Raw genomic sequence first — 16,292 nt, 5'->3', positions numbered from 1 at the left:
TAAAGAGGAAGGTCAGTCGGCGTCGTAGCCGAGGTTTGGCGCCAGCCAGCGTTCGACCTCGCTCACACTCATCCCTTTACGCGCCGCATAGTCTTCCACCTGATCGCGCTGGATCTGCGCCACCGCGAAGTACTTACTCTCAGGATGGCTGAAATACCAGCCGGACACCGCCGCCCCCGGCCACATGGCGAAGGACTCCGTCAGTTCCATGCCGGTGTGGCGGTTGACGTCCAGCAGCTGCCAGATGGTCGCTTTTTCGGTGTGCTCCGGGCAGGCTGGGTAGCCCGGCGCCGGCCGGATGCCCTGATAGTTTTCGCGGATCAGTTCTTCGTTGCTCAGGTTCTCGTCGGCGGCATAACCCCAGTGCAACTTGCGCACCTGTTCATGCAGGTATTCGGCGAAAGCCTCCGCCAGACGATCCGCCAGCGCCTTGACCATGATTTTGTTGTAATCGTCGTGCTGTGCGTCGTACGCCGCCGCCAGCGCGTCCTCCTCCAGCCCGCCGGTCACCGCGAAGGCACCGAAGTAGTCGGCCTTGCCGCTGTTTTTCGGTGCCACGAAGTCCGCCAGGCAGTAGTTCGGGAAGTCGGTTTTTTCCGTCTGCTGGCGCAGATGGCGGCTCACCGCCAGCACCTCGCCGCGCTGTTCGTCGCGGTACACTTCCACGTCGTCGCCGACGCGGTTGGCCGGGAACAGGCCGTAAACGCCGCGCGGGTTGAGGCTGCGCTCGGCGGCCAACCGATCCAGCATCTGATTGGCGTCGTGGAACAGGCGCTTTGCCTCTTCCCCCACCACCTCGTCTTCCAGGATGCGCGGGTATTTGCCCGCCAGCGACCAGGTCATGAAGAACGGCGTCCAGTCGATATAATGGCGCAGCGTCTCGATGCCGGCCGACACCGGGAATACGCCAAGCTGCCGTGGCGCCGGCGGCTGATAGTCGGCCCAGTCCAGCGCCATGGCGTTGGCGCGCGCCTTGTGCAAATCGACCGGCGGCGTGCGCGGTTTTTTGCGCGCGTGCTGAATGCGCACCGTCTCATACTCTTTGCGGGTGCGCGCCACAAACTCGTCGCGCTGGGTGGCGGACAGCAGCGCCGACACCACGCCCACGGTGCGCGAGGCGTTTTGCACGTAGGTGGTCGGGCCGCTGTAGTTCTGCTCGATTTTCACCGCGGTGTGCGCCTTGGAGGTGGTGGCGCCGCCGATCAGCAGCGGCAGCGTAAAGCCCTGGCGCTCCATCTCTTTGGCCACGTTGACCATCTCGTCGAGCGACGGCGTGATCAGCCCCGACAGGCCGATGATGTCGACGTTCTCCTCGCGCGCGGTGCGCAGGATTTTCTCCGTCGGCACCATCACGCCAAGATCGACGATTTCATAGTTGTTGCACTGCAGCACCACGCCGACGATGTTCTTGCCGATGTCGTGCACGTCGCCCTTCACCGTCGCCAGCAGGATTTTCCCCGCGGAGGTGCCCTGCTGCTTGCTGGCCTCGATGTACGGTTCCAGGTAGGCCACCGCCTGCTTCATCACGCGGGCGGATTTCACCACCTGCGGCAGGAACATCTTGCCCTCGCCGAACAGATCGCCGACCACGTTCATCCCCGCCATCAGCGGCCCCTCGATCACTTCGATCGGGCGTTCGGCCTGCTGCCGCGCTTCTTCGGTGTCCAGCTCGATAAACTCGGTGATGCCCTTCACCAGCGAATATTCCAGCCGCTTTTCCACCGGCCAACCGCGCCACTCCGCCTGCTGCACCGCCGCTTCGCCGTCTTTGCTGCCGCGGTACTTTTCCGCCAGCTCCAGCAGGCGTTCGGTGCCGTCCTCGCGACGGTTGAGGATCACGTCTTCTACCGCCTCGCGCAGCTCGCCAGGCAGATCGTCGTAAATCGCCAGCTGCCCGGCGTTAACGATGCCCATGTCCATGCCGTTGCGAATGGCGTGATACAGGAACACCGCGTGGATCGCCTCGCGCACCGGATCGTTGCCGCGGAACGAGAACGACACGTTAGACACCCCGCCGGAGATCATCGCGTGCGGCAGGTGGGTTTTGATGTCGGCGCAGGCTTCGATAAAGTCGACGGCGTAGTTGTTGTGCTCTTCGATGCCGGTGGCGACGGCGAAGATGTTCGGGTCGAAAATGATGTCTTCCGGCGGGAAACCGACGCGTTCGGTCAAAATTTTATAGGCGCGGCGACAGATCTCGAACTTGCGCTCGCGCGTGTCCGCCTGGCCCACTTCGTCGAACGCCATCACCACCACCGCGGCGCCGTAGCGGCGCACCAGCCGGGCATGGTGGATAAAGGCCTCTTCGCCCTCCTTCATCGAGATCGAGTTGACGATGCCCTTGCCCTGAATGCACTTCAGGCCTTTCTCGATAACGGACCACTTGGAGGAGTCGATCATGATCGGCACCCGGGCGATATCCGGCTCGCCGGCGATCAGGTTGAGGAAGCGCACCATCGCCGCTTCGGCGTCGAGCATCCCCTCGTCCATGTTGATATCGATGATCTGCGCGCCACTCTCGACCTGCTGGCGCGCCACGTCGAGCGCCTCGTTGTATTTCTCTTCTTTGATCAGGCGTTTGAAACGTGCCGAACCGGTGACGTTGGTGCGCTCGCCGACGTTGACGAACAGGGTGTTGGCGTCGATGGTCAGCGGTTCCAGACCGGCCAGGCGGCAGGCGACCGGGAGCTCCGGCAGCCGGCGCGGCGGCACGCCCTCAACCGCCTTGGCCATCGCGGCGATGTGTTCCGGCGTGGTGCCGCAGCAGCCGCCGATGATATTGAGGAAGCCGGCCTGCGCCCACTCCCCGACCTGGCGCGCCATCTCGGCCGCATCCAGATCGTACTCGCCGAAGGCGTTCGGCAAACCGGCGTTCGGGTGCGCGGTGACGTAGGTCTCCGAGATGCGCGCCAGCTCGGCGACGTACTGACGCAGCTCATCCGGCCCCAGGGCGCAGTTCAGGCCGAAGGTCAGCGGCTTGACATGGCGCAGCGAATTGTAAAACGCTTCGGTGGTCTGGCCAGACAGGGTGCGGCCGGAGGCGTCGGTGATGGTGCCGGAAATCATGATCGGCAGTTCCACCCCCAGCGCTTCGAATTCGGTTTCCACCGCAAAAGCGGCGGCCTTGGCATTCAGGGTGTCGAAGATGGTTTCGATCATGATCAGATCGACGCCGCCCTCCACCAGCGCGCGGGTCGATTCGCGGTAAGCCGCCACCAGTTCATCGAACGAGATGTTGCGGAACGCCGGATCGTTGACGTTCGGCGAGATGGACGCGGTGCGGTTGGTCGGCCCCAGCACCCCGGCGACGTAGCGCGGTTTTTCCGGCGTGCGCGCCGTCCATTCGTCGGCGCAGGCGCGCGCCAGGCAGGCGGCCTGATAGTTAATCTCGGCGGACAGCGACTCCATGTGGTAGTCGGCCATGGCGATGGGGGTGGAGTTGAAGGTATTGGTCTCAAGGATATCGGCGCCCGCCTCGAGATAGGCGTAATGAATGGCGGTGATCACTTCCGGCTTGGTCAGCACCAGCAGATCGTTATTGCCTTTCAGATCGCTGCGCCAGTCGGCGAAACGCTCACCGCGGAAATCACGCTCGTCCAGGCGATAGCTCTGGATCATGGTGCCCATGCCGCCGTCCAACACCAAAATGCGCTGCGCTAACTGGCGGCGCAGTTGTTCTACTCGATTCGTCACTGTAACCCCTTCCATTGCCATCCAGCCCATTGCTCAACTGCCGCAAAAACCAACGAGTCATCCTAGCACAGCTTGTAAGGACAAAGGGCCAGGCGGCAATTGAGAGTTTTTCAGGTTGTGCGCCAACACCTCCGATGAGCTGACGGCGGCTTGCAATTCATCGACAAAAAACGAAAATGAATTCCATCATACGGAAAAAGGAATCTCACCCATGGCCACCCCTGCTCCCGCCAAGCGCGGCAAGAAGCCCCGCGCAGCAGCCCCCGCCGCCAGTGCGGCGACCGGTCAGGTACAATCGTTGACCCGTGGCCTGAAACTGTTGGAATACATTTCGGAAGCCCAGGGCAACGTGGCCCTGACCGATCTGGCCCAGCAGGCCGGCCTGCCGAACTCCACCACTCACCGCCTGCTCACCACCATGCAGCAGCAGGGATTCGTGCGCCAGGTCGGCGATCTCGGCCTGTGGACCATCGGCTCGCACGCCTTTGTGGTCGGCAGCAGCTTCCTGCAAAGCCGCAACCTGCTGGCGATGGTGCATCCGACGCTGCGCCGCCTGATGGAAGAGTCCGGCGAAACCGTCAACCTGGCGGTGCTGGATACCAGCGAGTACCAGGCGATCATCATCGATCAGGTGCAGTGCACGGCGCTGATGCGCATGTCGGCGCCGATCGGCGGCAAACTGCCGATGCACGCCTCCGGCGCCGGCAAAGCGTTCCTCGCCACCCTGCCGGACGATCAGGTGACCAAACTGCTGCATAAGAAAGGCATGCACACCTACACGCCGCATACCCTGACGCCGCACAACCTGAAAGAGGGGCTGGCGCAGATCCGCAAACAGGGCTTCTCCTTTGACGACGAAGAGCACGCGCTCGGCCTGCGCTGCGTGGCGGCCTGCATCTTCGACGAACACCGCGAAGCCTTCGCCGCCATTTCCATCTCCGGCCCGGTGTCGCGCATCACCGACGATCGCGTGATCGAGCTGGGCGCGCTGGTGATCCACGCGTCGAAAGAGATCAGCCTGGCCTACGGCGGCGTGCGCTAATCCTGTCCATCCGAGGGGCGCCGCAGCGCGCCCTTGTTCCCCCGCTCTGTTCTGTTGTCAGCATGTAACAGGCTGTCGGCATCCTGTTTAGCGCACAGGAAAAAAGCTTGAAGCCGATCACAGTTAACGATCCTCACGGCGAAAGCCCATTGCAACCGCTCAAACTTCCTTCGACAATGTTACCGATAACATGTTACCGGTAACAATCAAGCTGAACGAAGGTAACGTCACCCGGTGTTTTGGAGCCAAGCCATGACCAACAATCAAAATCGCATTTACGTCGTTATGGGCGTTTCCGGCAGCGGCAAGTCCGCCGTCGCCGCCGCCGCGGCCCGCCAACTCTCCGCCGGCTTCCTCGACGGCGACTTCCTGCACCCGCGCAGCAACATCCTGAAGATGGCCGCCGGCGAGGCGTTGAACGACGACGATCGCGCGCCGTGGCTGGCCGCGCTCAACGACGCCGCCTTCGCCATGCAGCGCACCAACAGCGTGTCGATCATCGTCTGTTCGGCGTTGAAAAAGCAGTATCGCGACCGCCTGCGCGCCGGCAACGGCAACCTGTCATTCATCTATCTGCACGGTGAGTTCCCGGTGATCGAATCCCGCCTGGCGGCGCGCAACGGCCACTTCTTCAAGCCGCAGATGCTGGTCACCCAGTTCGCCGCGCTGGAGCAACCGGGCGCCGACGAGAACGACGTGATGGCGATCGACATCAATCAGCCGCTGGACGCGGTGATCGCCGATACCGTGCGCCATATCCAGAGCTTCCTGCCGCAGGACGTGTGCGCGTGAGTACCGTAACGCTGGTCGGTACCGCAGTCGGCTCGGTTTTACTGCTGTTATTCCTGGTGATGAAGGCGCGCATGCACGCCTTCGTCGCGCTGATGCTGGTGTCCATCGCCGCCGGCATTTTCTCCGGCATGCCGCTGGAACACATCGCCGACACCATGCAAAAAGGCATGGGCGACACGCTGGGCTTCCTGGCGATCGTGGTGGCGCTCGGGGCGATGTTCGGCAAGATCCTGCATGAGGTCGGCGCGCTCGATCAAATTGCGGCGCAATTGCTGAAACGATTCGGACAAAGCAAGGCGCACTACGCGCTCGGCATCGCCGGGCTGATCTGCGCGCTGCCGCTGTTCTTCGACGTGGCGGTGGTGCTGCTGATCGGCATCGTGTTCGCCGTGGCGCGCCGCACCGACGGTAATATCGTCAAGCTGGCGATCCCGCTGTTCGCCGGCGTGGCCGCCGCCGCCTCCTTCCTGCTGCCGGGGCCGGTGCCGATGCTGTTGGCGTCGCAGATGAAGGCCGATTTCGGCTGGATGATCGCCATCGGCCTGGTGGCGGCGGTGATCGGCATGCTGATCGCCGGCCCGCTGTACGGCAGCTTTATCAGCCGTTTCGTCAACTGGCCGATGCCGCCGGAAGAAAATGAGCCGACGCTGACCAAGGGCAATCTGCCGTCGTTCGGCTTCAGCCTGGCGCTGGTGCTGTGCCCGCTGGTGCTGGTCGGCATGAAAACCATCGGCGCGCGGCTGGTCACTCCAGGTTCACAGCTGCAGCAGTGGCTGGAGTTTATCGGCCACCCGTTCACCGCCATCCTGCTGGCCTGCCTGATCGTGATTTACGGTCTGGCGAAACCGCGCGGCATGAGCAACGAACAGACGCTGGCCATCTGCTCCGCCGCGGTGCAGCCGGCCGGGATCATCCTGCTGATGACCGGCGCCGGCGGGGTGTTCAAGCAGATCCTGGTGGATTCCGGCGTCGGGCCGGCGCTGGGTGACGCCATGATCGGCGCCGGCCTGCCGATCGCCGTGGCCGCCTTCGCGCTGTCCGCCATGGTGCGGGTGATCCAGGGCTCGGCCACCGTCGCCTGCCTGACCACCGTCGGCCTGGTGCTGCCGGTCACCAGCCAGCTCGGGCTCAGCGGCGGGCAACTGGCCGCGCTGGCCATCTGCATCGCCGGCGGCTCCATCGTGCTGAGCCACGTCAACGATGCCGGCTTCTGGCTGTTCGGCAAATTCACCGGCGCCAACGAACTGCAAACGCTGAAAACCTGGACGGTGATGGAAACCATTCTGGGCAGCGTCGGCGGCGCCATCGGCATGATTGCATTCACGATGTTTTAAATCCTAAATCGCCCCCGGCCTTGCACACCAGGGCTGCAAATCACCCCCGGGGGCACCGCCACAGGCGGCGACTATAACAACAGCAATGTGAGGAAGGCATGATTAATCCAACCTTGTCCCGTGTCACACAGCGCATCATCGACCGTTCCCAGGCCAGCCGCGCCGCCTATCTGGCGCGTATCGAGGCGGCCCGCTCCCAAACCGTCCACCGCGCGCAGCTCGCCTGCGGCAACCTGGCCCACGGTTTCGCCGCCTGTCAGCCCGATGACAAGGCGTCGCTGAAAAACATGGTGCGCAGCGATATCGCCATCATCACCGCCTACAACGACATGCTGTCGGCCCACCAGCCGTACGAACACTACCCACAGCGGCTGAAGCAAGCGCTGAAGGCGGTCGGCGCCGTGGGCCAGGTAGCCGGCGGCGTGCCGGCAATGTGCGACGGCGTGACGCAGGGGCAGGACGGCATGGAGCTGTCGCTGATGAGCCGCGACGTGATCGCCATGTCGGCCGCCGTCGGCCTGTCGCACAATATGTTCGACGGCGCGCTGTTCCTCGGCATCTGCGACAAGATCGTGCCGGGGTTAGTGATGGCCGCCCTCTCCTTCGGCCACCTGCCCGCGCTGTTCGTGCCGGCCGGCCCGATGAGCAGCGGCCTGCCGAACAAGGAAAAAGTGCGCGTGCGCCAGCTGTACGCCGAGGGCAAGGCCGACCGTTTGGCGCTGCTGGAGGCCGAGGCGGCCTCTTATCACGGCATCGGCACCTGCACCTTCTACGGCACCGCCAACACCAACCAGATGGTGATGGAAGTGATGGGTCTGCATCTGCCGGGCGCCTCCTTCGTCCATCCTGACACGCCGCTGCGCGACGCGCTGAACGACGCCGCCGCGCGCCAGGTGACCCGACTGACCGATACCGCCGGCAACTACCTGCCGATCGGCCGCCTGGTGGACGAGAAAGTGGTGGTGAACGGCATCGTCTCGCTGCTGGCGACCGGCGGCTCCACCAACCTGACCATGCATCTGGTGGCGATGGCGCGCGCGGCGGGCATCATCATCACCTGGGACGATTTCTCGGAGCTGTCGGAGGCGGTGCCGCTGCTGTGCCGCATCTACCCGAACGGTCCGGCCGACATCAACCAATTCCAGGCCGCCGGCGGCGTGCCGCTGGTGGTGCGCGAGCTGCTGCAACACGGCCTGCTGCACGAAGACGTGCACACCGTGGCCGGTTTCGGCCTGCGCCGCTACACCCAGGAACCGTGGCTGGACAACGGCCAATTGGTATGGCGCGAAGGCGTGGCCGGCTCGCTCGACGCCAGCGTGATCGCCAGCGTGGCCCAGCCGTTCGAACATCATGGCGGCACCAAAGTGATGGCCGGCAATCTGGGCCGCGCGGTGATGAAAACCTCGGCGGTGCCCGCCGACAACCAGATCATCGAAGCGCCGGCGGTAGTGTTCGACAGCCAGCACGATATCGTGCCGGCGTTCGAAGCCGGCAAGCTGGATCGCGATTGCGTGGTGGTGGTGCGCTTCCAGGGGCCGCAGGCCAACGGCATGCCGGAGCTGCACAAGCTGATGCCGCCGCTGGGCGTGTTGATGGATCGCGGCTTCAAAGTGGCGCTGGTGACCGACGGCCGCCTGTCCGGCGCCTCCGGCAAGGTGCCTTCCGCCATTCACGTCACCCCGGAAGCCTATACCGGCGGCCTGCTGGCGAAAGTGCGCGACGGCGATCCGATCCGCGTCAACGGCCGCAGCGGCGAGCTGCAGGTGCTGGTCGACGCCGACGAGTTGGCGCGGCGCACGCCTTGCCAACCCGATCTGAGCGCCGAACACATCGGCTGCGGCCGCGAGCTGTTCGGCGCGCTGCGCAGCCAGCTGTCCGGTGCCGAACAGGGCGCCTGCTGCATCAAATTTTAATCGATAGCCTGGCCGCATCGCCGCCTGGCGGCGGCCACAGAGGAGAACGTCAGCATGAACAAGTGGACAACAAGCGCCGAGCAGATCCTGACGGCGGGGCCGGTGGTGCCGGTCATCGTGATCAACAAGCTGGAACATGCGGTGCCGTTGGCGAAAGCGCTGGTCGCCGGCGGCGTGCGGGTGCTGGAGGTGACGCTGCGCACCGCCTGCGCCATGGACGCCATTCGCGCCATCGCCCAAGAGGTGCCGGAAGCGATCATCGGCGCCGGTACGGTGATCAATCCGCAGCAGCTGCGGGAAGTGACCGAAGCCGGTGCGCAGTTCGCCATCAGCCCAGGCCTGACCGACGAGCTGCTCAAAGCCGCCACCGCCGGTTCCATTCCCTTGATCCCGGGCATCAGCACCGTTTCCGAACTGATGCAGGGCATGGATTACGGCCTGCGCGAGTTTAAATTCTTCCCGGCGGAAGCCAACGGCGGCGTAAAAGCGCTGCAGGCGATCGGCGGCCCGTTCCCGCAGGTGCGCTTCTGCCCGACCGGCGGCATCTCACCGGACAACTACCGCAGCTATCTGGCGCTGAAAAGCGTGCTGTGCATCGGCGGCTCCTGGCTGGTGCCGGCGGACGCGCTCGAAAGCGGCGACTACGCGCGCATCACTGAACTGGCGCGCGCCGCCGTCGCGGGCGCCGAGGCCTGATTTACATCGCAGCGGTGGCGGCCGGCAGCGCCGCCCCGCTGCGCTGGCTGAACCGCTGCTTCTTGCGATAAGCGAATACGTCTTCCACATGCCCTTCGCGGATGCGCTGCTGCAATCCGCGCCAATACTCCGCGGTAAACAGATCGCTGTGCAGCTCTTCAAACACCTGCCGAATGCGCCGATCGCCGCACAGAAAGTGGCGGAACTCTTCCGGGAACACGTCGTTGGGCGCGATGCTGTACCACGGCTCGCTGGCCAACTCATCTTCCGGATAACGCGGCGGCGGGATATCGCGGAAGTTGACCTCGGTCATGTAGCAAATCTCGTCGTAGTCGTAGAACACCACCCGCCCGTGGCGCGTCACGCCAAAGTTCTTGAACAGCATGTCGCCGGGGAAGATATTGGCGGCGGCCAGCTGTTTGATGGCATTGCCGTACTCTTCAATCGCATCGCGCATCTGCTGGTCGTTGGCCTGCTCCAGATACAGATTCAGCGGCGTCATGCGCCGTTCCATATACAGGTGCTTAATCACGATGCGATCGCCAAGATCTTCCAGTTTGCCCGGTACTTCGCGCCGCAGCTCCGCCAACAGTTCCGGGCTGAGGCGCGCCTTGTCGACGACGAAATTCTCGTACTCCTGGGTATCCGCCATACGCCCGACGCGATCGTGCTCTTTCACCAGCTGATAGCAAGCCATCACCTGCGCCTGCGTCACCTCTTTTTGCGGGGCGAATTCGTCCTTGATCACTTTAAACACCCGATCGAAGGACGGCAGGGTAAACACCAGCATCACCATGCCCTTCACCCCCGGCGCGATGATGAACTGCTCCTGCGACTGCGCCATAAAGGTCAGGTATTCGCGGTAGCATTCAGTTTTGCCGTGCTTCTGGCAGCCGATCGCCATGTACAGCTCGGCGGTGGTCTTGCCCGGCAGGATCTCGCGCAGCCATTCCACCATCGCCGCCGGCAGCGGCGCGTAGACCATGAAATAAGAACGGGCGAAGCCGAAGACGATGCTGGCCTCGGCCTTACCGGTCAGGCAGGCATCGATAAACAGCGCGCCCGATTCGCTGTGGTGGATCGGCAACAGGAACGGGTAAACGCCGTCGGCCAGGCGCAGCTTGCCAACCAGCCAGGCGGCCTTGTTGCGGTAAAACAGTTCGTTGGCGATCTGAAAGGTGGCCCCCGCCAGTTGCTGCGGACTGAAGGCGCGTTGCAGCGCCTGGGTGATATAGCGAATATCGCGCGTCAAATCCTCCCACGGCAACCGCAGCGGCAGATCGCTCAGCACGCTGCGCAGCATCGCCGGCAGATCGCCATTGGGGGTGAAATCGCGCGCCAGCGGACGCGGAATGTCGCGAAAGCGCCGTTCCGGCTGCGAACTGAACACGAACAGCTTGTCCGGCGTCAGATCGCGATGCTTGAACAACCGACAGTAGACCGAGTTGAAGAAGCTTTCGGCGATCTCGAAACGCGGGTAGTCCGGCAGCAGGTCGATATAGACCGCTTTGACCCGGCTGGGGAAGTCGGCGTCGAAATATTTCTGCCCGGTGATGCATTTGAGCTGCTCCACCACCAGGCCGACGTGATGGTCATACAGATGGATGCGCTTTTTCATCGCCTGCTGCACCGCCGGCCAGTCCGCCTGCTCGAAGCGCTGCTGCGCGCCGGCGGTCACCTCCAGAAAGCGGCCGTACTGCGCATCGAAGCCCTGCAGGATCGTCTGTGCGATCAACAACTCCAGTTTTGCCGCCATCCTTACCCCCCGCCAGAAAAAGAAGCCTGCGCATGCAGGCTCCGGGTGAAACGTCTTCAAGCTTGCCGCATCAGAACTGCTGTTCTTCCGTCGAACCGGTCAGCGCGGTGACCGAAGAGGCGCCGCCCTGAATGATGGTGGTGACCTTGTCGAAGTAGCCGGTGCCCACCTCCTGCTGGTGCGACGCGAAGGTGTAACCGCGATCCACCGCGGCGAACTCCGCCTGCTGCACCTTCTCGACGTAGTGTTTCATCCCTTCGCCCTGCGCATAGGCGTGCGCCAGGTCGAACATGTTGAACCACATGCTGTGGATGCCCGCCAGCGTGATGAACTGATACTTGTAGCCCATGTCCGACAGCGCCTGCTGGAAGCGGGCGATGGTCTGGTCGTCGAGGTTCTTCTTCCAGTTGAACGACGGCGAGCAGTTGTAGGCCAGCAGCTTGCCCGGGTATTTGGCGTGAATGGCGTCGGCGAAGCGCTGAGCGGCATCCAGATCCGGCGTTGAGGTTTCGCACCACACCATATCGGCGTAAGGGGCATAGGCCAGGCCGCGGCTGATCGCCTGCTCGACGCCGGCATGGGTGCGGAAGAAGCCTTCCGCCGTGCGCTCGCCGGTGACGAAGGCGCTGTCATACGGATCGCAATCGGACGTCAGCAGGTCGGCCGCGTCGGCGTCGGTGCGGGCGATCACCAGCGTCGGCACGCCGAGCACGTCGGCCGCCAGGCGAGCGGCGACCAGTTTCTGGATCGCTTCTTGCGTCGGCACCAACACTTTGCCGCCCATATGGCCGCATTTCTTCACCGCCGCCAGCTGATCTTCGAAATGCACCCCGGCAGCACCGGCGGTGATCATCGCTTTCATCAGCTCGAAGGCGTTCAGCACGCCGCCGAAGCCGGCTTCCGCATCGGCGACGATCGGCAGGAAGTAATCGGTGTAGCCTTTGCTGCCCGGCTCAATCTGGTTCGCCCACTGGATCTGATCGGCGCGGCGGAAGGTGTTGTTGATGCGCTCGACCACCTTCGGTACCGAGTCCACCGGATACAGCGACTGGTCAGGGTACATGGCCGCCGCACTGTTGGCGTCGGCCGCCACCTGCCAGCCGGACAGGTAGATAGCCTCGACGCCGGCTTTGGCCTGTTGCAGCGCCTGGCCGCCGGTGAGCGCGCCCAGGCAGTTCACGTAGCCTTTGCGCGCCTTGCCGTTCAGCAACGCCCACAGTTTGGCGGCGCCGTTTTGCGCCAGGGTGCATTCCGGGTTGACCGAACCGCGCAGGTTGATCACGTCTTCGGCGCTGTAAGGGCGGGTGATGCCTTCCCAACGGGCCGATTTCCATTCCTGTTCCAGCTGCTGGATCTGTTGAGAGCGAGAGGTAGACATAATTTTTATCCTTTCAGTCATGTAGGGTTGATTGGGAAAGTTCAGGCCAGCAGCTCATAGCCGGGCAACGTCAGGAAATCGATTAATTCATCTTGCGTGGTGATGCGCTCCATCAGGCGCGCCGCCTCTTCGAACCGGCCGGCGTTAAAGCGTGCTTCCCCTACTTCTTCACGCACCACCAACATCTCTTCTTGCAACATCTGGCGGAACAGCGCCTTGGTGACCGGGCGCCCGTCGTTCAGGCTCTTCTCGTGGTGGATCCACTGCCAGATAGAGGTACGGGAGATCTCCGCCGTCGCGGCATCTTCCATCAACCCATAGATAGGCACGCAGCCGTTGCCGGAGATCCAGGCTTCGATGTACTGCACCGCCACGCGGATATTGGCGCGCATCCCCGCTTCGGTGCGTTCGCCGTCGCATGGTTCCAACAGCTGCGCGGCGCTGATTGGCGCATCCTGCTCACGCATCACGTCCAGCTGATTCTGGCGATCGCCCAATGCCTTGCCGAACACATCCATCACCGTGTCCGCCAGCCCCGGGTGCGCCACCCAGGTGCCATCGTGGCCATTGTTGGCCTCCAGCTCTTTGTCCGCCCGTACCTTGTTCAGCACCCAGGCGTTTTTCTCAGCGTCTTTGCTCGGGATAAACGCCGCCATGCCGCCCATGGCGAAGGCGCCGCGCTTATGACAGGTTTTGATCAACAGACGTGAATAGGCGCTGAGGAAAGGTTTCTCCATGGTCACCGACTGACGATCAGGCAGCACGCGATCGCCGTGGTTCTTCAGCGTTTTGATGTAGCTGAAGATGTAATCCCAGCGGCCGCAGTTCAGGCCGACGATGTGATCGCGCAGGTGATAGAGGATCTCGTCCATCTGGAACACCGCCGGCAGGGTTTCGATCAGCACGGTCGCCTTGATGGTGCCGCGCGGTAGATCGAAACGATCCTCGGTAAAGCTGAAGACATCGCTCCACCAGGCCGCTTCTTCCCAGGACTGGGTTTTCGGCAGGTAGAAATACGGGCCGCTGCCCTTGGCCAACAGCTGGCGATAGTTGTGATAAAAATACAGCGCGAAATCGAACAGGCCGCCGGGAATGGCTTCATCACGCCACAGCACGTGTTTTTCCGGCAAATGCAGGCCGCGGACACGAGCGATCAACACCGCCGGATTCGGTTTCAGCTGGTAGATCTTGCCGGCTTCATTGGTGTAGGAAATGGTGCCGTTAACCGCATCGTGCAGGTTGATTTGACCATCGATGACTTTGTCCCAGCTTGGCGCCAGGGAGTCTTCGAAGTCCGCCATAAATACTTTTACGTTGGCGTTCAACGCATTGATCACCATCTTGCGTTCTACCGGCCCGGTGATTTCGACCCGGCGATCGCGCAGGTCTTGCGGAATGCCGCGGATCTGCCAGTCGCTTTCACGAATGGAATTAGTTTCCGAAATAAATCCAGGCAGCTCGCCGCGATCGATATTTTGCTGCCAGCGGGCACGCGCCGCCAGCAGCTCATTGCGCCGCGGCGTGAATTTCGCCACCAGTTCCGCCAGGAATTCAACCGCTTCATCCGTTAATACCTGGCGCTCCGCAGCGGCGAAACCCTGGGTAAACCTTAACTCCGTGCCTGCTATCTGTTGCGTCATGACCTTGCTCCTTCCCATCATTGCGCCCGAGCGACCGGCGCATTTTCATCAGAAATCACTGTGGATCAGGGCGGATGAAACGATCCTAAACTGGTCAGATCTCATCCCGATAGCTCTAAGAATACTCAACAAAAAATAAAAATCAAAAACCATTTCCATTTTATTATTAAATATTTTATTAACACTTTATTATCAATTGGTTAGAGCAAATAACATAACCAACAGGTAAGGAAACCGGTTCCAATAGAGTCACAAAGACAGGCTAACGCGCTGTTGGCCAATGGTTTTTTAGGAAAAGTGGCGGGTAAAAAGAGGATCGTACAGAGGATCAACAGCGCGGCGGCCTCGATTCAGCCGCCGGCAGGCAGAAAAGATCAGTCGAGAGTCGGATTCATATGGCGCAGATCGTAAGGCGTGATCTGGTAGACGTAATAGTTGAGCCAATTGGAAAACAGCAGGTGGCCATGGCTGCGCCAGGTGGCTTTCGGTGTCAGTGCGGGGTTGTCATCGGGAAAGTAGTTGAGCGGTACGGCAGGATCGAGGCCAGCTTCGTTGTCGCGACAATACTCCCCGGCCAGGGTCAGGGCATCATACTCAGGATGGCCGGTGACAAACGCCAGGCGCTTATCCCTGCTGGCGAACAGGTAGGCGCCGGCCTGCTCGGATTCGGCCAGAATATCCAGGTCGGTATATTGGCGAATCACCTCGGTCGGGAAATCGGCATAGCGTGAGTGCGGCGCCAGGAAGCTTTCGTCGAAGCCGCGCGTCAGCAACGCATGCTGCTGCAGCGTTTGGTGCGGATAAACGCCGGAGAGCTTCACTTCGCGCGTCATCTTGGGAATGCCGTACAGGATGTTCAACGCCGCTTGTACCGCCCAGCACACGAACAGCGTAGAGGTAACGTGGTGCTTGGCCCAGTCGATCACGCGCTCGATCTGCGGCCAGTAGGCAACATCGCAGAAATCGACCAGCCCCAGCGGCGCACCAGTGACGATCAAACCATCGAAGTTCTCGTTCTGAATATCCTCGAAGTCGCAGTAGAAGTTATTCAGATGCTCGGCCGGCGTATTCTTCGATTCGCGGCTGTCGATACGCAGCAGCTGGATATCAATCTGCAGCGGCGAGTTGGAAAGCAGGCGCAAAAACTGGTTTTCCGTTTCGATCTTCTTTGGCATCAGGTTGAGGATCAGCACTTTCAGCGGCCTGATTTCCTGTGTTTTTGCCCGCGAGGATATCATCACGAAGACATTCTCACCGCGCAAGAAATTGACCGCAGGTAACTCATCAGGAACACGAATCGGCATTGCTTAACCCTCACACATCCATTTATACGTTTAGACTTCTAGATGCCCGAAGATAGCGTTTTTTTTCGTCGCTGTCGAGCATTCAGCGGAAAGGTGAAAATGTTTCATTGCGCGGCCTGCGCGGGGATATAAGCAGAGGGAGTAAAGCGGATGAAAAGCAAAAAGGCCATCCTTTCGGATGGCCTCTTGGCTTATTTGATGCTTGGCAGTGTCCTACAGTATTCGTCTCATCCTGAGACTCTCCCCTGCGGGGCCGCCGCAAGCGGCGTTAAGGCCCGTTCCCGACGGGCCTTTCGCATGCCCATGCTCGAGCAGAACACCAAATAACAGACAAAACAAAAAGCCCCATGCTTTCGCATGAGGCTTGTTGTTTTATTTGATGCTTGGCAGTGTCCTACTCTCGCATGGGGAGACCCCACACTACCATCGGCGCTACGGCGTTTCACTTCTGAGTTCGGCATGGGGTCAGGTGGGACCACCGCGCTATTGCCGCCAAGCAAATTCTTTTTTCTGCCGAACTTCTAAACCCACTTTAAATAAAGTGGTGCTGATACCCAGAGTCGAACTGGGGACCTCACCCTTACCAAGGGTGCGCTCTACCAACTGAGCCATATCAGCACGCTTAATTTGATGCCTGGCAGTGTCCTACTCTCGCATGGGGAGACCCCACACTACCATCGGCGCTACGGCGTTTCACTTCTGAGTTCGGCATGGGGTCAGGTGGGACCACCGCGCTATTGCCGC

10 protein-coding genes, 1 tRNA gene and 2 rRNA genes are annotated in these 16,292 nt (G+C 61.7%); 5 read left to right on the top strand and 8 right to left on the bottom strand.

Going from position 1 to position 16,292, the window contains the following annotated elements; all coding sequences use genetic code 11:
- Positions 1–12 precede the first annotated feature (12 nt).
- Positions 13–3,708 (bottom strand): methionine synthase, encoded by a 3,696-nt coding sequence (gene metH / locus ACJ8IJ_RS11745; RefSeq protein WP_442518740.1) that lies wholly within the window; start codon positions 3,706–3,708, stop codon positions 13–15.
- A 196-nt stretch (positions 3,709–3,904) separates the two neighbouring features.
- Here metH and iclR point away from each other — a divergent pair, with 196 nt between their 5' ends.
- The 5 genes from iclR (at position 3,905) to ACJ8IJ_RS11720 (ending at position 9,470) form a co-directional block, all read left to right on the top strand.
- The gene (iclR, locus tag ACJ8IJ_RS11740; RefSeq protein WP_021505158.1) at positions 3,905–4,735 is read left to right on the top strand and encodes a glyoxylate bypass operon transcriptional repressor IclR; all 831 of its coding nucleotides are present in this window, start codon (positions 3,905–3,907) and stop codon (positions 4,733–4,735) included.
- Between the two features lie 252 nt (positions 4,736–4,987).
- Complete coding sequence (gene gntK / locus ACJ8IJ_RS11735; RefSeq protein WP_015379252.1) at positions 4,988–5,527, top strand: gluconokinase; 540 nt, start codon at positions 4,988–4,990, stop codon at positions 5,525–5,527.
- Entirely contained in the window at positions 5,524–6,861 is a 1,338-nt protein-coding gene (gene gntU / locus ACJ8IJ_RS11730) for a gluconate transporter (RefSeq protein ID WP_015379253.1), read from the top strand. Before gntK ends, gntU begins: the two co-directional genes overlap by 4 nt.
- 98 nt (positions 6,862–6,959) lie before the next feature.
- The gene (edd, locus tag ACJ8IJ_RS11725) at positions 6,960–8,774 is read left to right on the top strand and encodes a phosphogluconate dehydratase (RefSeq protein WP_015379254.1); all 1,815 of its coding nucleotides are present in this window, start codon (positions 6,960–6,962) and stop codon (positions 8,772–8,774) included.
- A gap of 54 nt (positions 8,775–8,828) precedes the next feature.
- Complete coding sequence (locus ACJ8IJ_RS11720; protein WP_004936635.1) at positions 8,829–9,470, top strand: bifunctional 4-hydroxy-2-oxoglutarate aldolase/2-dehydro-3-deoxy-phosphogluconate aldolase; 642 nt, start codon at positions 8,829–8,831, stop codon at positions 9,468–9,470.
- 1 nt (position 9,471) lies between these two features.
- Here ACJ8IJ_RS11720 and aceK read toward each other — a convergent pair whose 3' ends face one another.
- The 7 genes from aceK to rrf (ACJ8IJ_RS11685) form a co-directional block, all read right to left on the bottom strand.
- Positions 9,472–11,226: a bifunctional isocitrate dehydrogenase kinase/phosphatase gene (gene aceK / locus ACJ8IJ_RS11715; protein WP_049187872.1), complete on the bottom strand. Its 1,755-nt coding sequence runs from the start codon at positions 11,224–11,226 to the stop codon at positions 9,472–9,474.
- Positions 11,227–11,296: 70 nt separating this feature from the next.
- Entirely contained in the window at positions 11,297–12,604 is a 1,308-nt protein-coding gene (gene aceA / locus ACJ8IJ_RS11710) for an isocitrate lyase (protein ID WP_004936630.1), read from the bottom strand.
- Positions 12,605–12,645: 41 nt separating this feature from the next.
- On the bottom strand, positions 12,646–14,244 hold the full coding sequence (aceB, locus tag ACJ8IJ_RS11705; RefSeq protein ID WP_442518741.1) for a malate synthase A: 1,599 nt from the start codon (positions 14,242–14,244) through the stop codon (positions 12,646–12,648).
- Between the two features lie 374 nt (positions 14,245–14,618).
- The gene (gene metA / locus ACJ8IJ_RS11700; protein ID WP_442518742.1) at positions 14,619–15,548 is read right to left on the bottom strand and encodes a homoserine O-succinyltransferase MetA; all 930 of its coding nucleotides are present in this window, start codon (positions 15,546–15,548) and stop codon (positions 14,619–14,621) included.
- Between the two features lie 381 nt (positions 15,549–15,929).
- A 5S ribosomal RNA gene (gene rrf, locus ACJ8IJ_RS11695) occupies positions 15,930–16,045 on the bottom strand.
- A gap of 45 nt (positions 16,046–16,090) precedes the next feature.
- Positions 16,091–16,166, bottom strand: a tRNA-Thr gene (locus ACJ8IJ_RS11690).
- Positions 16,167–16,180: 14 nt separating this feature from the next.
- Positions 16,181–16,292: ribosomal RNA gene (rrf, locus tag ACJ8IJ_RS11685) — 5S ribosomal RNA — on the bottom strand; the annotation flags it as partial.

Source organism: Serratia sp. CY40230 (assembly GCF_052168835.1).
GTDB lineage: Bacteria > Pseudomonadota > Gammaproteobacteria > Enterobacterales > Enterobacteriaceae > Serratia > Serratia nematodiphila.
This window is presented reverse-complemented; position numbering and strand designations above follow the sequence as displayed.